Annotated in this window: 22 protein-coding genes and 1 pseudogene; 14 read left to right on the forward strand and 9 right to left on the reverse strand. The window is 58.4% G+C overall.

Annotated features, from left to right (window positions below; translation table 11 throughout):
• Positions 1-164 precede the first annotated feature (164 nt).
• The 9 genes and pseudogenes from phnG to phnN all read left to right on the forward strand — a co-directional run bounded on the left by phnG (position 165) and on the right by phnN (position 7,347).
• Positions 165-626: a phosphonate C-P lyase system protein PhnG gene (phnG, locus tag AC0L15_RS12595; protein WP_473496418.1), complete on the forward strand. Its 462-nt coding sequence runs from the start codon at positions 165-167 to the stop codon at positions 624-626.
• A complete protein-coding gene (phnH, locus tag AC0L15_RS12600; protein ID WP_473496419.1) occupies positions 623-1,228 on the forward strand; it encodes a phosphonate C-P lyase system protein PhnH in 606 nt (201 codons plus the stop codon). Before phnG ends, phnH begins: the two co-directional genes overlap by 4 nt.
• On the forward strand, positions 1,229-2,335 hold the full coding sequence (locus AC0L15_RS12605) for a carbon-phosphorus lyase complex subunit (RefSeq protein WP_473496420.1): 1,107 nt from the start codon (positions 1,229-1,231) through the stop codon (positions 2,333-2,335).
• A complete protein-coding gene (locus tag AC0L15_RS12610; protein WP_473496421.1) occupies positions 2,332-3,279 on the forward strand; it encodes an alpha-D-ribose 1-methylphosphonate 5-phosphate C-P-lyase PhnJ in 948 nt (315 codons plus the stop codon). The genes AC0L15_RS12605 and AC0L15_RS12610 overlap by 4 nt, the downstream gene beginning before the upstream one ends.
• Entirely contained in the window at positions 3,276-4,073 is a 798-nt protein-coding gene (gene phnK, locus AC0L15_RS12615) for a phosphonate C-P lyase system protein PhnK (RefSeq protein ID WP_473496422.1), read from the forward strand. The genes AC0L15_RS12610 and phnK overlap by 4 nt, the downstream gene beginning before the upstream one ends.
• Positions 4,074-5,276: a phosphonate metabolism protein PhnM gene (phnM, locus tag AC0L15_RS12620; protein ID WP_473496423.1), complete on the forward strand. Its 1,203-nt coding sequence runs from the start codon at positions 4,074-4,076 to the stop codon at positions 5,274-5,276.
• Positions 5,277-5,329: 53 nt separating this feature from the next.
• Positions 5,330-6,034, forward strand: coding sequence for a phosphonate C-P lyase system protein PhnL (gene phnL, locus AC0L15_RS12625; RefSeq protein WP_473496424.1), 705 nt, complete (start codon positions 5,330-5,332; stop codon positions 6,032-6,034).
• 100 nt (positions 6,035-6,134) lie between these two features.
• Positions 6,135-6,779 (forward strand): DUF1045 domain-containing protein, encoded by a 645-nt coding sequence (locus tag AC0L15_RS12630; RefSeq protein WP_473496447.1) that lies wholly within the window; start codon positions 6,135-6,137, stop codon positions 6,777-6,779.
• Positions 6,776-7,347: pseudogene (phnN, locus tag AC0L15_RS12635) on the forward strand (phosphonate metabolism protein/1,5-bisphosphokinase (PRPP-forming) PhnN). Before AC0L15_RS12630 ends, phnN begins: the two are co-directional and overlap by 4 nt.
• 426 nt (positions 7,348-7,773) lie before the next feature.
• On the opposite strand, the gene AC0L15_RS12640 reads toward phnN, so the two are convergent.
• The 5 genes from AC0L15_RS12640 to AC0L15_RS12660 all read right to left on the reverse strand — a co-directional run bounded on the left by AC0L15_RS12640 (position 7,774) and on the right by AC0L15_RS12660 (position 12,705).
• The gene (locus tag AC0L15_RS12640; RefSeq protein WP_473496425.1) at positions 7,774-8,208 is read right to left on the reverse strand and encodes a GNAT family N-acetyltransferase; all 435 of its coding nucleotides are present in this window, start codon (positions 8,206-8,208) and stop codon (positions 7,774-7,776) included.
• Complete coding sequence (locus tag AC0L15_RS12645; protein ID WP_473496426.1) at positions 8,205-8,405, reverse strand: hypothetical protein; 201 nt, start codon at positions 8,403-8,405, stop codon at positions 8,205-8,207. Before AC0L15_RS12645 ends, AC0L15_RS12640 begins: the two co-directional genes overlap by 4 nt.
• A gap of 684 nt (positions 8,406-9,089) precedes the next feature.
• A complete protein-coding gene (gene asnB / locus AC0L15_RS12650) occupies positions 9,090-10,970 on the reverse strand; it encodes an asparagine synthase (glutamine-hydrolyzing) (protein WP_473496427.1) in 1,881 nt (626 codons plus the stop codon).
• Positions 10,971-11,163: 193 nt separating this feature from the next.
• Entirely contained in the window at positions 11,164-12,072 is a 909-nt protein-coding gene (locus tag AC0L15_RS12655; RefSeq protein WP_473496428.1) for a class I SAM-dependent methyltransferase, read from the reverse strand.
• Between the two features lie 21 nt (positions 12,073-12,093).
• Entirely contained in the window at positions 12,094-12,705 is a 612-nt protein-coding gene (locus AC0L15_RS12660; protein ID WP_473496429.1) for a CDP-alcohol phosphatidyltransferase family protein, read from the reverse strand.
• A gap of 402 nt (positions 12,706-13,107) precedes the next feature.
• Here AC0L15_RS12660 and AC0L15_RS12665 point away from each other — a divergent pair, with 402 nt between their 5' ends.
• On the forward strand, positions 13,108-13,260 hold the full coding sequence (locus tag AC0L15_RS12665) for a DUF6959 family protein (protein WP_473496448.1): 153 nt from the start codon (positions 13,108-13,110) through the stop codon (positions 13,258-13,260).
• Positions 13,261-13,341: 81 nt separating this feature from the next.
• Here AC0L15_RS12665 and AC0L15_RS12670 read toward each other — a convergent pair whose 3' ends face one another.
• From AC0L15_RS12670 to aepX, 4 genes are all read right to left on the reverse strand, one after another.
• On the reverse strand, positions 13,342-14,130 hold the full coding sequence (locus AC0L15_RS12670) for a class I SAM-dependent DNA methyltransferase (protein WP_473496430.1): 789 nt from the start codon (positions 14,128-14,130) through the stop codon (positions 13,342-13,344).
• Positions 14,131-14,682: 552 nt separating this feature from the next.
• Entirely contained in the window at positions 14,683-15,501 is an 819-nt protein-coding gene (locus tag AC0L15_RS12675) for a phosphocholine cytidylyltransferase family protein (RefSeq protein ID WP_473496431.1), read from the reverse strand.
• Positions 15,502-15,530: 29 nt separating this feature from the next.
• Positions 15,531-16,739: a pyridoxal phosphate-dependent aminotransferase gene (locus AC0L15_RS12680; protein ID WP_473496432.1), complete on the reverse strand. Its 1,209-nt coding sequence runs from the start codon at positions 16,737-16,739 to the stop codon at positions 15,531-15,533.
• Positions 16,740-16,755: 16 nt separating this feature from the next.
• Positions 16,756-17,718, reverse strand: coding sequence for a phosphoenolpyruvate mutase (aepX, locus tag AC0L15_RS12685; RefSeq protein ID WP_473496433.1), 963 nt, complete (start codon positions 17,716-17,718; stop codon positions 16,756-16,758).
• A gap of 1,101 nt (positions 17,719-18,819) precedes the next feature.
• Between aepX and msuE the strand changes: the two genes are divergently transcribed.
• The 4 genes from msuE to AC0L15_RS12705 are packed head-to-tail and all read left to right on the forward strand — an operon-like array spanning position 18,820 to position 22,356.
• A complete protein-coding gene (gene msuE, locus AC0L15_RS12690) occupies positions 18,820-19,389 on the forward strand; it encodes an FMN reductase (protein WP_473496434.1) in 570 nt (189 codons plus the stop codon).
• A 24-nt stretch (positions 19,390-19,413) separates the two neighbouring features.
• Positions 19,414-20,514: a dimethylsulfone monooxygenase SfnG gene (gene sfnG, locus AC0L15_RS12695; protein ID WP_473496435.1), complete on the forward strand. Its 1,101-nt coding sequence runs from the start codon at positions 19,414-19,416 to the stop codon at positions 20,512-20,514.
• Positions 20,515-20,569: 55 nt separating this feature from the next.
• Positions 20,570-21,460 carry an ABC transporter ATP-binding protein gene (locus AC0L15_RS12700; protein ID WP_473496436.1) on the forward strand — a complete coding sequence of 297 codons (891 nt, stop codon included), beginning with the start codon at positions 20,570-20,572 and terminating at the stop codon, positions 21,458-21,460.
• A complete protein-coding gene (locus AC0L15_RS12705) occupies positions 21,460-22,356 on the forward strand; it encodes a branched-chain amino acid ABC transporter permease (RefSeq protein ID WP_473496437.1) in 897 nt (298 codons plus the stop codon). Before AC0L15_RS12700 ends, AC0L15_RS12705 begins: the two co-directional genes overlap by 1 nt.
• Positions 22,357-22,358 lie beyond the last annotated feature (2 nt).

Here is a 22,358-nt window from a genome sequence, read left to right on the forward strand (position 1 = left end):
CTTCAACCTTCCAAACGACGGTATCTTCCCTCCTCGGATCAACACTTTTTTACCAGAACAGCGTCTTGTCATTAAAGTGTTGCAAAGTGCTTCTAACTAGATACCTAGATATCTATGTATCAACTTAGGTCTGGTCCGTTATCCACGCCTCAATCGAGCGGCGAATGCAAGTGCGCAATCAAATGGAAAAAAGGCAGCGATGGATGGCGGTTCTGGCGCGAACCATGTGCGAAGACCTTGAGCGCGCATGGAGCGATCTGCCCACCGCACCACAATATGAATGGCTGCGTCGGCCCGAGACCGGCCTCGTCCTGTTGCGTGGACGGGCAGGCGGTACCGGCAGCCCCTTTAACCTCGGTGAGGCCACGATGACCCGATGTGCGCTGAGGCTAGCCGACGGCACGACGGGGTTCGCCTTCGTGCTCGGACGCGACCAACGCCAGGCGGAACTGGCGGCAGTCTTCGATGCGCTTCTTCAAAGGGCGGATGAAGTCGCGGCCGAGAGTCATGAATTGGTCGCTCGATTCGAAGCAATACAAGCGAGCCGCCGTGAGCTGAAGAGCCGCAAGGCGGCTTCCACAAAGGTCGATTTTTTTGCAATGGCGCGAGGCACGAGTCCGGAATGAGCAGCATTATGGACACTTCCGGGATCGAGCCCGGATTCACGCATCCCGTCTTCGATAGCCAAGACACGTTCCGCCGTATCCTGGATGCCTATGCATATGTGGGCCGTCCGCAAACGCTCGGCTCTGAAACTACGGCAGTTGGACCGCTCGCACCGGCGACCGTCTCCGCTTGCCTCACATTGGCAGACTTCGAAACACCGATCTGGCTCGATTACCGATCCAGCGGCGACGAGGTCCGCAATTACCTTCGGTTTCACTGCGCTACACCGTTCGTGGTTGGCGCGGAAGAAGCGGTATTTGGCATCGTGACGGATCCGGTGACGATGCCACGCCTGGCAGAGTTTCATCTCGGAACCGAGTTGGAGCCGCAGACTTCGACAACCATTATTGTCCAGGTCCCCTCCTTTACTGCCGGTTCACCGGTTCGGTGGCGTGGGCCTGGGATCCAGCACGAGGCCTCGGTCGCCATTGAGGGGCTTCCGTCGTGGTTCTGGGGAGAGTGGCAGCTCAATCAGGAGCTTTATCCAATCGGGGTGGATGTCCTCTTTACCTCCGGAAACGCAATCATTGCTCTTCCTCGCAGCATATCGGTGGAGATCTAAATGGCATATGTGGCTGTTAAAGGGGGCGAGCAGGCTATTCTCAACTCGCACCGCTTGATCGCAGAGGATAGGCGCGGCGATCCTGAAGTCCCCGAACTTGCGGTTACTCAGATTGCCGAGCAACTCGGTCTCGCTGTCGATCGGGTGATGTGCGAGGGCTCGGTCTACGACAGAGAGCTTGCAGCGCTCGCATTGAAGCAGGCTCAGGGCGACGCAGTCGAGGCGATCTTCCTACTCCGGGCTTTCCGGACGACCCTGCCGCGCTTTGCGGTGTCGAAAGCGATCAATACGGATCGGATGGCAATCCAGCGACGGATCTCTGCCACCTTCAAGGACGTTCCGGGAGGCCAGGTCCTCGGTTCGACCTACGAATACACGCATCGGCTGCTTGATTTCGACCTCGTCGACAACGCTGAAGTCGAGGAGCTGAAAGCGGAACTTGGTGAGACCCCGCTTGACGCCAATTGTCCGCGTGCTTTCGACAGCATCTCGGATGAAGGCCTGATCGAAGCCGAAGTGCCTGCGCCAGATGAAGCCTCGGTGTTCGATCTAACGCGAGAGCCTCTGGCGCTACCGGCCGGTCGCGATCAGCGTTTGCAGAACCTAGCACGTGGCGATGAAGGATTTGTCGTGGGATTGGCCTATTCCGCCCTGCGCGGCTATGGCGCAGCCCATCCCTATGTCGGCGAAACCCGGGTCGGAGACGTCGCGATCGAGCTCATTCCCGAGGAACTGGGCTTTCCCGTTTCGATAGGAGACATCACCGTCACGGAATGCCAGATGTTGGACTTGTTTGCGGGCTCGGACGACGAACCAGCACGCTTCACGCGGGGATATGGTCTCTCCTTTGGAAAGAGTGAGCGCAAGGCGATGGGAATGGCGATCATCGATCGGTCGTTGCGGTCGCGCGAATATGGCGAGGATGTGAAATACCCCGCACAGGACGAGGAATTTGTGCTTTCTCATACCGACAATCTCGAGGCAGCCGGGTTCGTCTCACATTTGACCTTGCCTCACTACGTCGATTTTCAGGGTGACCTGCAGTTCATTCGACAGCTGCGCGAGGCGCAAGTCGGCAGCCGTTCAACCAAGGAGGCGGCGGAATGACTGGCATTCGTGAAGATGCGGCCAAGCGTAGCCGCCAGACGTACAACTTTGCCTATCTCGACGAGCAGTCCAAACGGATGATCCGTCGGTGCATCTTGAAGGCGATGGCCGTTCCCGGCCTGCAGGTTCCATTTGGCAGTCGCGAGATGCCGCTAGCCTACGGATGGGGTACTGGTGGCATACAAGTGACAGCCAGTGTCATCGGCCCCAACGACACGCTCAAGGTGATTGACCAAGGTGCGGATGACGCCACGAACGCGGTCTCGATCCGCCGATTTTTCAAGAGCGTGGCTGGAATCGAGACGAGCGAACAAACCGCTGCCGCCACAATCATTCAGACACGCCATCGCGTGCCCGAAACGCCTCTCAGAGAGGGTCAAGTCATCGTCTACCAGGTTCCCTCGCCAGAACCGTTGCGCAGTCTGGAACCGCGGGAATCTGAGACGCGGAAAATGCATGCCTATGCAGAATACGGCTTGATGAGCGTCAAGCTCTACGAAGACATTGCGCGCTTCGGCCATATTGCCACGGCTCACAGCTACCCGGTCATGACCAACGGGCGATATCTGATGTCACCGTCGCCTGTTCCCAAATTCGACAACCCGAAGATAGCGAACAGTCCGGCGATCCAGCTTTACGGTGCTGGTCGCGAGAAGCGAATCTATGCGGTCCCGCCTTACACGCAAGTGCACAATCTTGACTTCGAAGACCATCCGTTCCGAGTGCAAAAATGGAGGCAATGCTGCGCGCTTTGTGGAGCGACCGACAGTTACCTCGACGAGATTGTCGTGAATAACAGCGGGCATCGAATGTTCGTTTGCTCCGACACCGACTACTGCGCAACCCGTCGAGACCATGGTCACGTTGGACCGGAGGGTCAAGGCAGGGCTCCATTTGAATCGTTCCCGACTTCTAAAATCAAAAAGGGATCGCAATTACGATGAGAACGGCAATTCAGGTCCAACCCAAGCGCCGACAATCACTGCTCTCCGTGCAAAATCTTACGAAAGGCTATGGAAAGACGATCGGCTGCCAGAACATTTCCTTCAACCTCTTCCCAGGGGAGATCATCGCCATTGTTGGCGAATCCGGATCCGGCAAGTCGACCTTGCTCAACTGCCTTTCGGGTCGGTTGATGCCGGATACCGGGTCCGTAGTTTACGACCTCCATGACAAGGGGCCAACGGATATTCTGACATTGTCAGAGCCGGAGCGCCGCAAGCTGATGCGTACCGATTGGGGACTTGTGCACCAGAACCCGCGCGATGGCCTCAGAATGGAAGTCAGCGCAGGAGGCAACATAGGCGAGCGGCTGATGGCCACCGGTGCCCGACACTATGGCCACATACGGCAAGAGGCTCAGAAGTGGCTCGCCCGGGTCGAGATTGATCTGCGGCGCACGGATCATCACCCGAGAACCTTTTCCGGCGGCATGCAGCAACGCCTGCAGATCGCCAGAATTCTCGTCACCAAGCCGCGCCTCGTCTTCATGGATGAGCCGACCGGCGGGCTCGATGTCTCGGTCCAAGCTCGGCTGCTGGATCTGTTGCGACAGTTGGTCCTGGATTTCGGTATCTCGGCGGTGATCGTGACCCATGATCTTTCCGTCGCCCGGCTGTTGGCGGACCGCATCATAGTGATGTGGCGGGGCAACCTTGTGGAGACCGGTCTGGCGGATCAGGTCCTGGATGATCCGCATCACGCCTACACGCAACTTCTCGTATCATCGGTGCTCTAAATGCTCGGAAATGACGTTTCATCGCGCGTGGCGGTCAAACGCTCCGTCAACAACGAACTGAGTTTGACCGGCGCAAGACTCGTCTTGCCGGACGAGGTTTATGAAGGAACCGTCCATGTCGTTGACGGCTGCATCAATGACATCGCTCCCGGAAGGAGCAAGGCGCCCGGCGCGATCGATCTCGGAGGAGGCTATCTTATACCGGGTCTCATCGACCTTCATACAGACAATCTCGAGAAGCATGCTCTACCCCGGGCCGGAGTGCTTTGGAACCCGCTTTCCGCTGTCGTAGCGCATGATGCATTGGTCACCGCAGCCGGCATCACAACAGTTTTCGATTCCCTTTGCATCGGGTCAACGACCCGCGATCACAGAAAGCAAGACGATCGGGCTCGCATTCTGCCCATCCTCGTCGATGGCATCCATGAAGCCCAGGACTGTGGCGTGCTTCGAGCGGACCATCTTCTGCATCTGCGCTGTGAGGTCACGGACGAGGAAGTCCTGTCCAGATTCGCGCCGTTGGTGGACGATCCGCTCGTGAAGCTTGTCTCGGTTATGGATCACGCCCCCGGCCATCGTCAGTCGCCGCAACTCGACCGTTTCCGTCAGATGCAGATCACACAGTATGGCTGGTCGGAAGAGGATGCCGATCGCCATATTGAAGCATGGATGGACGCCTCCCGAACGATCGGACCTCAAAATCAGGCCCGTATCGTTGCGCTTGCCCGTGCTCGGCAACTGCCGATCGCCAGCCACGATGATGAAACAGCCGAGCATGTTCGAGAGGCAAAATCTGCCGGCGTGCTGATCTCCGAATTTCCGACGACGCGGGCTGCAGCGGAAACGGCGCATTCGCTCGGCGTTCGTGTGCTGATGGGCGCGCCCAACGTCGTTCGCGGCAACTCGCATTCAGGAAACATAAGCGCCCGGGATTTGGCGACAACCGGACATCTCGATATCCTCGCCTCGGATTACGTTCCGGCAAGCCTGCTGCATGGTGCTTTTCAGCTGACCAGGGAGCCGGTCGGGATGAGCTTGCCGCGGGCGATCTCTACCGTCAGTTCAGCTCCTGCCTCGGCTACCGGCCTAGCCGACAGGGGCGCGATCAAGATCGGCAGCCGAGCCGATCTCTGCCACGTCATTGAGATCAACGACATTCCACTTGTACGCAAAGTCTGGAAAGAAGGCGGGCAGGTCTTTTGACAAAACGCAGATCACAAGACGTCTCCTTCGATCAGACCGGGAGAACCGTTCCAATGAAATCCGTAACGAACGCTGCGCTCCGCGCCATTAGCCTTTCCAAAAGCTTTACGCTCCATACCCAGGGCGGCATCGTCCTACCCGTTTTCGACAACATCGAGCTGACGGTGGAGTCCGGCGAATGCGTCTGCCTGCGCGGGCCGTCTGGCGCCGGCAAGTCAACCCTGCTGCGTTCGCTCTATGCCAACTACAAGCCGGACGAAGGCCAGATCCTAGTCGAGCATATGGGCGAAACCGTCGATCTTCTCGCCGCTGAACCCTGGGAAGTCGTGGAGATCCGCCGCTCGACCATCGGGTATGTCAGCCAATTCCTGCGCGTCATTCCACGCGTCGGGGCTCTCGATGTCGTCGCCGAGCCGGCGATCGCCAACGGCATGCCGGCCGATGGAGCCAAGGCCCTTGCCAAGAACCTGCTGACCCGGCTTCGCATTCCCGAGCGTCTTTGGTCGCTGGCTCCGGCCACCTTCTCCGGTGGCGAGCAGCAGCGCGTCAACATCGCCCGCGGCTTCCTCGTGGATTACCCCGTCTTACTGCTTGACGAACCGACCGCCTCGCTTGACGCCGCCAACCGTGTGACCGTCGTTGACCTGATCAACGAGGCGAAATCTCGCGGCGCCGCGATCGTTGGCATCTTCCACGACGAGGAGGTTTGGGAAGCCGTTGCCGACCGGTTGTTCGAGATCGACAATCAATCGCCATAGCGGTGCCGGCCGCGACCCTGACGAAGGCATGCGCCTGATGCCGGAACCATCCAGTCTCCGCTACGCCATTTACTAAACTCCGGCTCGCGAACATCCGCACATCCTAGCGGCGTGTGCATGGCTTGGCCGCGATGCGTTCGCACCTGATGCTGGTAACAGGGCGGTCCGAGGGCCCTCGAATTCACGTCGGAACCGCGCCCCATACGGCTTTCACGCGACGCTAAAAGCGCCGTTCCGGTTGACAGAAGGCACTTCGGTCGAGGATCTGGAGCAGGTGCTGAGCAAGTTTGCTGCATCGCGGCCCCTCTTGCCCGATCGGGCCATTGAAGATCGATCTTCTCGGTGGTTTCTTCGCCCTCATGCCCGTTCACCCCATCCCGCCTTGCGCGGTTTTGCTGCGCAGATCGTCGAAGAATTCGGTCGATTCCGGGCGCTGATGGACGGAGACGACCTCAAGCGGCGCATCAGTCGGGAGCTCGATGAAGTCGAGACGACCAATTTAGTCACCTGGGGCTACCCTTACGTCTCAGGCCGGTTCCGCTTCCATATGACCTTGACCAACCGCCTCCCGGAACAGCGCGCCGGAATGCCTGCCCGTCTGGAAATGATCTTCGAGCCGTATCTGTCCGAAGACTATCATATCGACGCCCCGTCGCTCTTTGTGCAGGAACTCCGAAATGCCGATCTCGTCGTCCGCTCTCAGTTTGCGCTGAAGACCGGCGCGGCTCTCCAGACGGCGGTCTGAAGGCCATGGCGTCGCATGGCCGTCTTGCCCTTGTCGTCGGTCCCAGCGGTGCCGGAAAGGACACGCTGATCGACTATGCGCGCGACCGCCTTCAGGCCGATCCACGCTTTCATTTCGTGCGCCGGATCATCAGCCGGCCGGCAGGGCCCGGCGAGGACCACCGGCCCGTCGACCGGGACGATTTCGACCGTCGTGTTCTCGAAGGTCCTTTCGCCCTTCACTGGCAGGCGCATGGCCTCTCCTATGGCATTCCGTCCGAGATCGATGGCTGGACGGAACGCGGCGATGTCGTGGTGGCCAATGGCTCGCGCGCCGCCCTTCCGGATGCGCGGCGGCGCTACCCGCAACTGTTTGTGATCAATGTCACCGCGCCAATGGAGGTATTGGCGAGGCGCCTGGCCGAACGGGACGCGAAAACCCGGAAAGTGTGAGGCAGCGTTTGATTCGAGGCGACCAGCATCCGGTCGAAGGTGCTGACGTTGTGCATATTGACAATTCGGGTTCGGTTGAGGTGTCTGGCGAACGCCTTCTCGCCACGTTTGTTGCACACGTTGGCTGGGGGAAGTGAGCGATGCATGCGGCAACGCACGCTGATCGCCGTGCGGCAGTTGTCCCGATTGATTTAATTGCATATGGCCGAAAGCTGTATGAGACATTCGCGTATCTATCTACACTGTCTACACTGTCGGTCGATCGCGGTCCGTACCATGTTGAAGCTCCTCCGTCGCAACTTGCGCCGCTGTTAACGCGAACTGCGCGGCCGCTGCGCTCGAAGAGACCTGGGATCTCGCCTTGCCGTTGCCACGGAGATTCCAAAGAACGCATGAGGTCTCGCGGACCTCTCCTTGCGTCTCTATCATCCGAAGAATTTTTTGTGTCGAGGATAGCTGAATGACATCTGGCTTCTGATTTCTGACGTTTGAAGGCCCATCTCATCATATCTGTTGTCGACGGCGAATCCTGTCGTTTGCAGGGCTCGCCGAATTCGGAACGGCTAGATGAAAGCCCTTACGGTCCATTCGAGACTGGAGCCTCTTCTTAACGATGGGCCAATCATCCCCCAAGCAGCTGGCGACAACCAAGTCACAAACCTCGCCGCCACGCAATCGGAACCGACTTCTGAGAACTCCTTCTTGCACAAAGCCGATCCGATCCAGAAAGCTAAAGCATCTTTACATTTCCGGTATGAACAAAATATTCGCAGCGATTGACCCTCAGGTCTTCGTAGAGCTGCTTCAGCAGCTAAAAAAGTCGCTTCCGCGTTCACGTGGGTACCCCAAGCGTGCGGCGACAGCCAGTTGCTGCCAACCGTCACTCGCTCTTCGAAGACATCTATATCCTTGAAACCGAATGCTCCGGCAATTTTGCCGGCGCCAACAGTCCCAAGCACATAGACCTGCCGTTGCCTGCTCACCGTTTCTGCGATCATCCTGACAACCAATCCCGGAACCCTGAAGCGGTTGCGCCATTTGCGCCGAGAAATTGCCAGATTCTCTCATCGGCCGCGGCGCTCCGGAGCTCTTCCTCGTGTCCCTCATTCAGCGGCTCCAGCACGACGGTGTCACCCCGGATTAGGCTCGGAGCCCTGAGGAAGGGATCAATCATTTCGAAGACCGCTGCTTTCATTGCCCATCCTCCTCTTCAGGTCTATCCAATTTGAATCGGCAGGCCCCGGTCGGCGCCGTGGTCCGAACGCGATGATTGGCCGACCGAACGGAGAAGGTCAGGCCGAACGAGACTCTGAGGAACAAAATGGCGATCGCGCTTCTCGTCGAAGGGACGTTGCCGAGGAAGACGAGACCCCGAGTGACCTTCCATACCAGATAAAGGTAATCCGGGGCCGCAATGATCAACATCGGAATGCGCCGCCACGCAGCGACCACCGCCGATTTGGCCCCGCCCGAACCTCCCAATACGCCGGAGCCGCACAGTAGACGATGTCACCCGTCCGATCGCTTTCTACCCAAATCATGCTGTCGACAGAGAAAAAAGCACGGTCCCGAAGAGAAAGTGGAAGACGATTGAAGCAGGTTGTCCCGAGAGAATACGCAGCCGAAGAGCAGGGGGAGGGAGGTTCAAACATAGCACGCCGGAGAGGGAACAAGAACCGTTGGGTCCAAGGGCAATTTCTCCTCTTAGGGCGTGGTAGATCAGCACGGCGCTGACGGCATTGACTGATTGGAAAATGCTATCTGAATGGAAATCTCCTGCGATGCAGCCCTGACGAAGAGTGCCATGATGGCAACACCACCGTTGCGAAACCGCTATGTCCGCGTTGCAAGCCGTGTCCGACGGCACGGCGCAAAAACGCTAATGTTGCCGCAGGAAGATTTCGAGATTGCTGATGAGCCAAAATTGCCTCCCAAACGCATCGGATGCGTGAGCAGCCTGCGCGTCGTACCAGCCTTTGAGCGCCCCGACATCGATGAAGTCGGCGATGGCAGGGGTGCTCTTGAATAACATGTCCCGGAACGGACGCGATCCCTTGCCGGCTGCCCATTGACCCAACGGCAACGGAAAGCCGAGCTTTTTCCGTGTCATGACGGACGACGGCAGCACTTGGGTGTAGGAGTTCCGCAACGGCACTTTCGAGACGTCCAAAAGCTCGCTGAACGAGTTGATCGGCGTTGCGCAAGCCTTTATCGCGGCCCACCTGCTGCGCCAGCGCAGACGCTCTGCCGGCCTCATCGATAGCGCCCGCTCCACGATCCGATGATCGGTGAAGGGAACGCGAGCCTCGACGCCCGCTGCCATCGTCGTGTTGTCGACCATCTCCAGTAGGGCGGTCAGATGATGCTCGACGAAGAAGCCGGCTATGCGTGCGGCTGGACTGTCACCTGCCGAAAGGTATGCCTCTTCCATCCACTCGATCAGAGTGTGGTCGTCGTTGATCGCACGCCTCCACGCTTCCGTGGCCAACGATAGTTTTTCGCCAATCGGGAAATACGCGTATTGATTTATGAACAGCTCGAATTCCGAGCACCGCTCGTTTGGCAGGCCGACATGTCGCCGTATTGGACGGCCAAAACGAGCCGGAATCCACGCAAGCCAGCTGTCTCGCATCAAATCGAAGGGCAGCCGATATATCCGACTGTAACCGGCAAAGAGTTCGTCGGCGCCTTCACCAGTTAGCACCACTTTGTAGTCCGCTCCAACTCGTTGCGCGAGGAGGTACATAGCCGTTTCATTGTGCATGCCAAGCGGATGACAACGCAGCGCAATAAGTCTCGTCACGGTCTCGATGTCAGTCGCCGACGGCAGAGGAACCAGGCGGTGAGGCGCACCGATCATTGCCGCGACCTCAGCGGCAAACGGACTTTCGTCATAGCCGTCACCTCCGACAACCCCGGTGAAACAGGTGGGTTTTATCGATGAGCAATTTGTGATCTCGTAAGCAACTATGCTGGAATCTAACCCCCCGGACAGGAGCATCGCCACCGGCGTGTCTGCAACCAGATGTTCCTCAACAGCGGCGCCGATCATCTGCTGAATGGGGGCGTCTTCCATCTTGTCGGGCGTCCGCGACCACCACCGCTCATGCCGCCGCTCGCCTCCTTGCAAGCGCATCCAGGTGCCGGGAGGCATCTTCTTGATGTTGGTAAACAGCGAACGCTCGCCAAAGACGGCACGGAACGAAAGGAAGTTCGACACTCCGATCGGATCAATGGACCCATTGACACCGGGCCAACGAAGAATTGCTGAGGGCTGCGAAGAGAAAGCAAGGCCGGTCGGCGTATCAGCATAGTAGAGAGGCTTTATTCCCAGACGATCGCGAACCAAGAATGTGGCCTGAGAGCTCGGATCATAGAGCGCAAAGGCGAACATTCCTCGAAACAGGTGTAGGCAGTCGATGCCCCAGGTAGCGAAAGCCTTGCAGATCACCTCGGTATCCGACGTGGTGCGAAATATCGCTCCCTCCTTCTCTAACGCGACGCGAAGTTCCCTGAAGTTGTAGATTTCGCCATTGTAGGTGATGACGATCCCGGTATCCGCTTCAACGAACGGCTGATTGGAACGAGGGTCGAGATCGATAATCGAAAGCCGGCGATGGGCAAATCCAAAATTCCGGCCAATGTAGCAGCCGCCGGCATCTGGTCCGCGATGGGCAATCTCTTCTGCGCAGCGCTCCAGCACGTCTCTAGAAAGGGAGATATCACGCGCATGGGCAATGAAACCAAAAATGCCGCACAATGTGGCCTCTCCTTCGCATGGCTACATGGCCGATCGAGATGCCTCGAGGGCAGTCGGTTTGGTTGGAGTCGTCGGCCAAGCAGACGCGCAACAATTCACTGCAACGCTGGTTGCAATCTCGGATTTGAAACCTAGGTCGAGCCTCTGTTCTGGGCGCCAGCACGGTTATCGCACGAAGTCCGACAGGCTTTCCTTAGCCTTTGACTGCGATCATCTGTATGCAGCCGTCACCAAACCAAAACCTGGCGAGCGGGTGGTGGTAGTGCAGATACATCGGAGCCAGAAACCGGCGAACGTTTTTGAAGCCTTTCGTGTATCTTGAGACCCGTCGCACCGCGCCAAAACCGTTCTCGCGATACCAGTCACGCATTTGTTGTTCGGTAAAGGCGAACTCGTGATACGTGGGGGCCTGGAAGCGATCACGCACCGTGACGAACAGGTCATCATCGAACAGGCTTCGAAAGAAACCATCCTCTCCTTCAAGAACGGGAGATTCGTTTTGACCCTTAACGGCCAACAACCAGTCAATCGCTTCTTTGGCCGTGCGGCCATCAAGATCGTTGATTGTCTGCCGGAATTGAGCGTCGGAAGCATACAGTTCACGAAGATGGTTGATGCAGCGATAGAGAACCCCGTTTCCGGTCCCCATAATGGTCAGAAAGAAATGTCCGCCCGGCCGCGTCACCCTTGCCAGTTCGTCAAACCCTTTGCGCGGATTCGCTGTATGAGGCAGGACCCCCGCGCAGTGTACGAAGTCAAAGGTTCCATCGGCGAACGGCAAATTCAGAACACTCCCATCGACTAGTACCGATCTCGCGCCGAATTTCGAAAGGCGTCGAGCGGCACAATCCATCCACTCCTCCCCAAGTTCAAGCGAAGTGACTTTGGCGGCACCTTTCTCCAGGAAGGCATAGGATGCATTCGCGTTTGATCCACAACCGGCGTCTAGGAAATTAAGTCCAGCGAAGCCTCCGGAGTTAAAGCCGAAGTATTCTTCATCAATTAACGAAACCAATCGGGTGAATATATGCTCGTTATTCTCTTGCTGTCGCTGATAGCGATCGAAGACCGTGCGCGTCTCACTTTCGAAAGATCCGTCCATGGCTTCTTCTCCTCCGATGCATCAGGATGCGAATTCAGGCGTTAACAAAGCGATTGATCCGATTGCCGCAAGTACGAGGTTGGTCAGCCGTAGCGCATTGCCCGTGCCCGGAAATCTGAAATGCGAGAGATGCAGAACTGACAGAAGAAACGCTGCTCCAATCAAAAGCGTGCCAAGGTTCTGGACCGGCACGACCCGATTGGCGGCGAATAGAAGTGCCAATACGAAGAGGTCATTATTCAGCGGCAGGCCTCTACCGAAGCCGTCAGCATCGAGCCCGAACGTTGAAAAGTAGCTGAGGCGGAGAGCTCCAGACACGACAAGGCAGACCGCAGCTAACAATGCGGGAACAGAGAACGCATTAAAAGATAAAATTAGAACCGCCGGAAAGACAGCCGCGTATACCAGATCCGCTAACCCATCGAAGGCACTTCCAACCTGTGCCGTCAATGCTGATCGCTTGATGGAACTCTTGGCCACCATGCCGTCGGGGTCATCCGCTAAAAGAGCCCATAACCCAAAACAGATGCCAACTTCGAAGCGTCCGACCAGCGCAAAATAGATTGCCGACGTGGCGAAGATAAGTCCGAGAGCCGTAATGGCGTTCGCAGGATCAAACAGATAACGGATCATCATCCTACTCCCCAACGGCGGCCCGTGGTAGGACTGCTGTCATCTCTGCGGCTCAAGCATAAAATGCACGCCTAACTCTTTTCACTCGATCCTCGCAGGCTTCGACCGCTTGCTGCAGACCACCTTTTACCGATCAGGCGGACAAGGATTCCTGAGTGAACGTCGCAGTTTATTCAGCAAGAGCAATGCCAACTTAAAAAGCGTTTTTGTTGTCAGCATCTTGGACGTGCGCCCGTCCGTTCTGTCTGTTGCTTCGACGCAATTTTGTCAGGCATTCGACAATGGAGAAGCCAAGTAAATCCGGCGAGAGCCTCGCGGATTCGGGGTTGCGGGTGAGCGAGCTCGTGCTCTGACGGTGCGGCAAGCCGATCCGCGAGCCACTGATGCAGAGCGAGAACGTCTATACTATGGGACAAGACCAATGCCGCTGACATGCGGCATCCTGGTCGTGCCTTCCCGGGCGTTCTTGTCCAAGGTGACAGCCTTTATGTGCTGTGTCAGCGAGCGGATCTGGCCTGCATGGAAGTCGGGCGAGGTTCGCCGCGAACTGAATGATCTTCGCAGCGCTCTGTGGTCATACCTCAACCATGTTATTATGGCTACATTGCTAGAAGCGACTGACATAGCGCTTCCCTCTCAACGGCGCTCGCATGTTGCCTTGCGGAACACCGACATGTATCGCGAAGATTTATTGTCAAATGGGCGCCGCTGCCAGTCTCCGTGGCGCTCAAGAAGCACAAGTCCGCTTATCCTTGCGAGCAAGTCGAGTTCAGTTGGATAGACATATCGCATCTTAAGCGGCATCGTCCGGCCCCCTGCCGGTGTAATCCAGAAGTCCAGAGAAATTAAATGCTGCTGATTGCGGTCGTGTCTGGCAAAACGAATCATCGCGCGCTGCTCATCTACATGTATAACTGTTGTTCTTTGGTCACGATACATACCTTCACCGGAGAAGTCACCAGTATATGGATAGTTCAAATCGACTACAAGGCAGCCATTCGATTTTAGAGCCTTTGCAGATGATGTCAAACAACTGATCTGTTGCTCGACTGTAGTCATAAGCGAGAAGGTGTTACCAACGCAGTACACGAGATCGTATTGGGTGCCGAGGTCGAACTCTGCCATGTCGCCTACGTGTGCTGTGACAGACTGTGCACCTTTCTTTGCGCAAAGCGAGGCAAGCATCTTCTCCGAGTTATCCAGACCGTGAACCGAAGCTCCTGTTTTCGAAAGGGGTAAGGCGAAGTGGCCGTTTCCGACGCCCAATTCGAGTGCGGTTCCGTTCTTTGCGAAGGGCGCGAGAAATCGGACTGCCCGCTCGATCTCGATCGACTTGTTGAGCGCTTCCCCATATTCATCGTATATATCACTCCATATTTCGCCATAGGCGGTATATGCATCTTTTTCTTTCCCAGGATCGTTCATGACGTTTCCTCGCTTGCTGACTTGATCAATAGGTCGAGTCGGCCCTCTCCGACTTGCCATGAGAGTTGCATCGACCGGTTCTGTGCTGCCTCAATCCTGCTGGACAGCTCTTTGCGAACAGAACCCAGACCCTCGACCGCTACCTGGCCGCCGACATTGAGAAAATGGTACCGCGGCAACGGCGAACGACAATCAGGGCGTCGCTGACAAGCGGGCCCACTCAAATCCTCACGCTCTCTGATGTACCCCCAGCACAAGAATCAAACTCGCTATCAAGGACCGGGCGCTCCCCCAGCCGATGAGAATTATCACGGCCGCGGGAACACCACGCCGGCGAACTCGTCGAAGCTCTTAGAATTCCCTCCAATCCCGATGAAGGTGCTCGTCTCGCACGCAACGTGCCCGTCCCGATGGTCCAGAAACCAGGTCCAGAGCATGGCTGCGACACCGAGCTCAATCCTTCCTTTGAGCGAGGTACAGCCCCACGACCGCGAACAAGTATGCGAGCACAGTGATGGCAGATGGCATTCGCGTAATCACGCAGGTAGCCGATCATCTCCTTGCTCCTGCCGCGAGTGAGACTGAAGATGCACCGGGTAATGCAAGTGCCGGTGGCAGCGCGAAAATCTCCTCCGCCAACTGGAGATCGGCCTCGCTGTCGATCTCGAACCAGCGGGTGTCGCTGCAGTCAGCCGCAGAAAGCGGCAGCTCGCGGTTTTCCACCAGAAGGGCCAGAATCTGTTCGACATAGGCGGTCCGATGCCCGCTTTCGACTGCGCGATGTAGCGCCGGCACTAGCCGATCGTGCAGTGCCGCCGCAGAGAGATGGGTCAGGTTGATCGTCTTGAAGAGACTCCTTGCCTGCGCCTGGGCCGGCGTCTGGTTCATCACGAACGTGGAGACGGAGTGATCTCCGGCCAATTCGACCGCCGACCCGCTCATTGCTTCGGTGAATGCGGCTACCGCTGCGACGTTCTTTTTCGTCGGGGAGACAGTCCGAAGCGTCCGTTCCAGCACCTCGCGCTCAAAGAACACATCGCCTTCGAGCAAGACAGTGTCGCCGGCAAGCATTGTGTTCCGCGCCAGCCAGAGAGAATAGGCGCTGCCGGTCCGGTCAAATATCGGATTGTAGACATACTCGATTTCCACACCCTCTGAGCGCCGGCCGCACGACTTCTCGATGGCTTCCTTGCGGTAGCCCACGACAATGGTCGCTTCGCATATCCCGAGCTCGGAGAGCTGATGCAGCGCGTTGTGCAGCATAGGGGTGCCGTTTACCTTCACCAGAGGTTTCGGAACGGCATCCGTGTGAGGGCGCAGTCTCGATCCCACGCCTGCGGCGAGGATGACCGCCCGAGTACGGTTGGTCATATCAATGTCACGTCCTTCTGATGAGAGGCTCAGGCAGCCACATGTCTGGTCTTGAGGCTGTTCAACGTTTCGACGACCCTCTGCAGTCCCTGCTCCAGCTGGCCTGGGGGCGCCCCGAAGGACAGTCGCAGACCATTCGGATCACCAAACGTGCCACCGGCGACGGAGCCCACCCCGGTTTCCTCGAGAAGCAACCGGCCAATGTCGTCTGTGGTGCGTACGTGCCCCCCCTGCGGCAGCGAAGCGACCAACGTGCTCAGGTCGAGATAGAAGAAAAACGAACCCTCGGCGCGCGGTGCATCGATATCGCGTAGGCCGGACAGAATGTGCAGCCCCACGGTACGAGCATCCGTCAATTGCCGGTGCATCTCCCGTTCGAAACGGCCGTCACCAAACTGTAGGTGATGCAGAATGGCGTGTTGCGCGATCACGTTGGGGTTAGAGGTCGTGTGACTCTGCAGTTTCTTGGCCGCGGAAACGATCTCCTGCGGCGCAGCAAAATAGCCCAGCCGCCATCCGGTGATCGCCAGCTCTTTTGAGAAGGCATTTACCAGGATTGTCCGCGACCGAACCCCGGGATGGGCCATGACAATGGACTCATGGCGCCCACCCGTGAAGACAAAGCTGGAATAACATTCGTCGGAAACGATCCAGAGCTGGTACTTGATTGCGATGTCGCCAATGGCCTGAAGCGTTGTTCGATCGTAGACAGCGCCTGTGGGATTGTTAGGCGAGTTGATGATGATAGCTTTCGTGCGCCGTGTGACGGCGGCGCGGATTGCGCCAATGTCGGGAACATAGGTTGGCGGCCGGACATCGACGAATACGGGTTTTGCGCCGGCAAGAAGAACTTGGGACGGGAATGTCGGCCAGCACGGGCGAAAGATGATGACCTCGTCGCCTGGGTCGAGCACAGCCAGAGCAGCGTCGAGCAATCCTTGTTTTGCGCCCGCGGTGATGACGATATCGTCGGTGTTCCAGCCAACGCCTGTTTCGATCGTCAGTTTTTTCGCGACGGCTTCCCGGAGCGGTGCCAGACCGATTGAATCCGTGTAGCGGTTCATGCCGGCATTGATTGCGGCGATAGCTCCATTGCGAACTGACGTAGGCGGCTCGATGATCACCTCGCCGGCCGCCAGATCGATGATCTGACGGCCGGCCGCGGCAGCGACCTTGGCTGCCTCGCGGGCGGCGGCAGTGCCCGGACCTGAAAGCAAGGACATCCGCTGCGCAAGCATGTGCGCCTCTCCTGAGCTAATTGTCGAATTTTTGAACTTGGTCCGAGTCGCTCGGACGTCGCTCTGCTGTCCGCTTCGGCAGATACTGTTCTTCCGCCTGAGCCAGTTCGTGATAGCCGATCAGGCTGAACAGCTCGTCGAGGCCGGCAACCTGGTCCTCTATCCCGGCGATGCTTTCTTCCGACCAGATGCGGCCGCAGATGTTACGCATGCCAGCGATCGCCGCCCGCATCGAATGGTTGGCCCAGATTACCGTCGAAATGCCGGCATCACGAAAAACCGAAGCCGGCGTTTTGTAGTATTTGGTGGGGACGATGACGATCGGCAGCTTGTTGTTCCATTCCTGGGCGAAGGTCAGGATCTCGTCTGCGACGGCCTTGCCGGAGTGTATGAGGATCGCGTCGGGGCCGGCTTCTGCATAAGCCTCGGCCCGGACCAGCGCCTCATCGAGACCGTGACCGGCGATCAGCGCCTCGATCCGCGCGACGACGACGAAATCCGGTCCCGTCGTGTCTTTCACGGCTTTGAGCCGGCCGCAGAATTCGTCGATGTCAGCAAGCGGATGCCGATCCCCGACAAAGGAGTTCAACTTCGGAAAGCCCTTGTCTTCAAGGCACATGCCGCTGGCCCCGCGTTGCTCAAGCTTCCGCGCGACCAAGCGAGCATTGTTGAAATTTCCGAAGCCGCTGTCACCATCGACAAGAACAGGGATGTCCGTCGCATCGACTATGCGCTCGACGACGTCGACGACTTGGGTCCAACTCGCTTCGTTGGCGTCGCGATAGCCGAGCGCCGAGGCGATGGAAAGACCAGAGGCCCAGAGCCCGCGAAAGCCGACACGCTCGGCGATCGCTGCCGAAAGCCCATCATGCGCTTCCATCAAAAATGTGAGGTCGTTGGAAAAAATGAGCTCGCGAAGGGTCGTCGATGACGCCGTCACCGGCAAGACTTCCGCCCCGAACGAAATCGCCTTGCTCATTGTATGACCTCCTCCATAACTCAGGTCCAATTGAACTCGGTGAACGGGACGATTACTTATCGTCGCCCTGACCTCGCTAACGAAAAGTCCTTTGGCCTACATATGCGCAATGATCGTGAGATCCGCTGGAAGCGGCTCTGTGCCGGAGTGCACGTTACAGCTCAAGCAGCAAGAGCCATGCCAGCTAAAAAGCCGTTGTTATTGCAAGGTTGGCTTTGCGCGGCTGGTTTCGTTTGTTAGCGACGAAACCATTCTGTCGCGATTGCGACAGTGGACAAGCTATATCACGGTGCGAGGTTGGCAGGTCGCCCCGTAATTATGATGTCCTTGGCCACGCTAGAGCACGTCCTGTTAATCCGGTTCATATCTAGCGGCTTTGCTATGTCCTTTGCACCCTTGATTGCCCCAGAGATCTACGCGCCGCGCTCGGATTTTCATCTGCTGGGTATCGTCGCGCACAACGCGAAGTTGGCGCGCTGCAGGCACAGCAGCTCATTGACACAATCGCTTTGATAGAAACCCTCGAGGCGCAGAACCTCTTCGACGAGTTGGCGCTGTGCGGATGGAAATAACTGTCGGCCGAACGGGCCAATCATGTGTGATCTCGCGCTCTTTGATCTTTTCGCCAGCCAGTGTGCCGATATTCCTTCCGTCGCGTAGGACCGTCACCCTGTCGGCAAGCGTCAGCACTTCCTTTCCACTCTTGTGTGAAATTTACACGATGCCCACGCCATCGATTTCTTCAGGCGCGTGATCGTTACGAAAAGCGCCTCGGCCTCTTGGTTCGTTAGTGCCCCGTCGGTTCGTCAAAACTGACGAGCAGTTAAACGCTGTAGCTCTTTGCCATCTCGACCGTCTGCTGGCGTGCAAGCGACAGTTCCCACGATGGCACCCTGATCGAGATGGCAGCCACAATCCTCGAAGCGCCCAGCATCGCGGTAGAGCGATGCCTAACCGTCGACCCCCTTTTCAAACAGCCCGATTTTCCCATCGGCGCGAAAAATCGGAACAAAATTCCTTATCTCTATAGATTTTATAGAATATGGTTTGACCTAATGTGGGCTGGCCTCAAGCGCAGGCAAGATGTGGGAGAGTGGTGACTTGGCAGGGCTATCGGTTCTCGGAATATCGGGCGGCGTAAACACACCATCCCGCACCACCGCGGTGGTGAACGCGCTTGTCAAGGCGGTCGCGTTGCGCGTGCCGGCCGACACCGGTCTGATCGAGATCACCGAGGCGGCACCCTCGCTTTTCGCCGGGCTATCCCGCGACGCACTTGGTGCATCCGGAGAAGCGATCATCCAGCGTGTCGAGAAGGCCGACCTGCTCGTGGTCGGAACGCCTGTCTATCGAGCATCCTACACCGGTGCCCTCAAACACCTGTTCGATCTCGTCGATTATCGTGCGCTGACCGGCAAGACCGTGCTGCTCGCGGCGACCGGTGGCAGCCCATACCATGGCCTGGTGCTCGAACATCAGCTCCGGCCATTGTTCGGCTTTTTCGGTGCCGTCACCGTTCCGACTGGCGTCTACGGCGCGCCCGACGATTTCATCGAAGGCGAGATCGCCGGTGCGGCCATCATCGAGCGCATTTCGAGGGCCGCTAGCGAAGCGGTGTCCTTGCTCAATTCCAGTCATACGAACGCTGCCGTCGCCACGCGCGTCGGCTGAGCCAATCAAAGGGGAAACGACGACATGACCTCGCATTCCGACAGCCTCAAATTCGCCTACTGGGTTCCGAATGTCTCGGGCGGACTGGTCATCTCCAACATCGAGCAGCGGACCGGCTGGGATATCGATTACAACCGCAAGCTTGCCCAAATCGCCGAGGCCAACGGCTTCGATTTCGCGCTGAGCCAGATACGCTTCACCGCCGGCTACGGCGCCGACAACCAGCACGAATCGGTGTCGTTCAGCCATGCCTTGCTTGCCGCCACCACAACGCTGAAGGTCATCGCGGCGATCCTGCCCGGCCCATGGAATCCTGCGCTGGCGGCCAAGCAGATCGCTACCATCAACCACCTGACCAACGGCCGCGTCGCCGTCAATGTCGTCAGCGGCTGGTTCCGCGGCGAGTTCGCCGCCATTGGCGAGCTCTGGCTCGACCATGACGAGCGCTACCGGCGGTCGGAGGAATTCATCCGGGCGCTGCGTGGTATCTGGACCGAGGACAGCTTCACGCTGAAGGGCGATTTCTACCGCTTCACCAACTATTCGATGAAGCCGAAGCCGATCGAGCCCTTGCCCGAGATCTTTCAGGGCGGCTCGTCGCGCGCCGCACGTGACATGGCTGCACGGGTGTCCGACTGGTATTTTACCAATGGCAACACGCCGGAGGAGATCCGGAAGCAGGTCGACGACATCCGCGCCAAGGCGAAAGCCAATGGCCACAACGTCAAGATCGGCGTCAATGCCTTCGCCATCGCTCGCGAGACCGAGGCAGAGGCGCGCACAGTGCTCGACGAGATCATCGCCAAGGCCAATCCCGAGGCAGTCCAGGGTTTTGCCGATCAGGTCAAGAATGCCGGCAAGGCCTCGCCGGAAGGCGAAGGCAATTGGGCGAAATCCTCCTTCGAGGATCTGGTGCAATACAATGACGGCTTCCGCAGCAATCTCATCGGCACGCCGGAACAGATCGCTGAACGCATCCTCAAGCTCAAGGACGCCGGCGCCGACCTGATCCTGCTCGGCTTCCTGCATTTCCAGGAAGAGGTCGAGTTCTTCGGCAAGCGCGTCATTCCACTGGTGCGCGAACTGGAAGAGGCTCGCGACAGGGAACTTGTCGCCGCGGAATAGGTCAGGCGCGGCCCCTCGGGCCGCTGCCAGTTCTCCTCCAAATCAGGGGCGTTTCATGATTGGTGCTTCGCTGGGAGCCGCCGCATACGAGCGCGCGCCCGAAATTTCCGCCATCCTCGCGGTGAGTAACGTCGGCGACAGCCGTCCGGCATGCCTCTCGTTACGGCCGGATGCGCTTCTCGCACTGAGCGGGATCGGCATATCCTTTGGCGGCGTCAAGGCGCTGAGCGATGTTGACCTCGAGGTCAACATCGGTGAGATCCGCGCGGTGATCGGCCCCAACGGCGCCGGCAAATCCTCGCTGATCAACATCATCAGCGGCCTTTATCACGCCGACCACGGCACGATCGCGCTCGACGGCCAGTCCTTCTCCCGGATGCCGGCGAGTCGTCTGGCGCGACTGGGCGTTGCACGAACCTTCCAGAACCTGGCGCTGTTTTCCGGTCTTTCGGTTCGCGACAACATCGCTTCGGGCCGCGTCCACACCAGACGCGCCAACTTCGTCGAGCATATTGCCGGTCTGCCACGCGCCCGGCTTGAAGATGTCGTGATCGCCGAAAAGGTCGATCAGACAATCGCCTTCCTGCATCTTGAGGCCGTTGCCGATCGTCCGGTCGCCACGCTGCCCTACGGCCTGCAGAAGCGAGTCGAACTGGCACGAGCGCTGGTGGCCGAGCCGAAGATCCTGCTGCTCGACGAGCCGATGGCCGGCATGACGGCGACCGAGAAAGCCGAGATGGCCGGGTTTGTGCGCGCCGCGCGCGACCGACACGGCGTCACCATCATCCTGATTGAGCACGATATCGGCGTGGTCATGGGGCTTTCCGACCGGGTTGCCGTGCTCGACTACGGCCGCAAGATCGCAGACGGGACGCCGGCCGAGGTCAGGACCGATCCGGCAGTGATCCGGGCCTATATCGGCACCGCCGATGGCGAGGACATCTGATGAGCTACTATGATTTCCTCTTCGTCATCGAAGTGCTGGTCGGCGGCCTGCTCTCTGGGGTCATGTATTCGCTCGTCGCCATCGGTTTCGTGCTGATCTACAAGACGTCGGGCGTGCTGAACTTCGCGCAAGGGTCGATGGTGCTGTTCGCAGCGCTCACCTTTGTCAGCGTCGTCGAACGCGGCATCCCCTTCGCGCTTTCGCTGCTCATCACCTTCGCGGTCATGGTCGCGCTTGGCTTCACCATCGAGCGGATTGTGCTCAGGCCGCTGGTCAATCGCTCGCCGATGACGCTGTTCATGGCTACGCTTGGGCTGTCCTACATCATTGAGGGCGCTGCCCAGTTGATGTGGGGCACGCAGGTGCACGGGCTCGACCTCGGCATAGACGACACGCCCTTCGAGGTCGGCGGCATGCTGATCTCGTCGTTCGACCTTCTCGCCGCAGGCATTGCCGCGGCGATGGTGGCGGGTTTGAGCGCATTCTTCTACTGGACCCGGATCGGGCTGGCGTTTCGCGCCGTCGCCGACGACCAGTTCGCGGCGCTCGCCGTCGGGCTGCGGCTGCCCCGGATATGGGGAACGGTGTGGACGGCCGCGGGGTTCGTGGCGCTGGTCGCGGGACTGCTGTGGGGCGCGCGTCTCGGTGTCCAGTTCTCGCTGTCGCTGATCGTTTTGAAGGCGCTGCCGGTGCTGGTGCTTGGCGGCTTCGATTCCATCCTCGGCGCCATCGTCGGCGGCCTCATCATCGGCGCCAGCGAAAAGCTCGCGGAGGTCTATCTCGGCCCCTTTGTCGGCGGCGGCATCGAAGGCTGGTTCGCCTATGCGCTGGCGCTGGTGGTCCTGCTGGTGCGCCCATCCGGCCTGTTTGGCCAGAAAACCGTCGAAAGGGTCTGACC

It is taken from the genome of Mesorhizobium sp. WSM4846, from assembly GCF_055811415.1.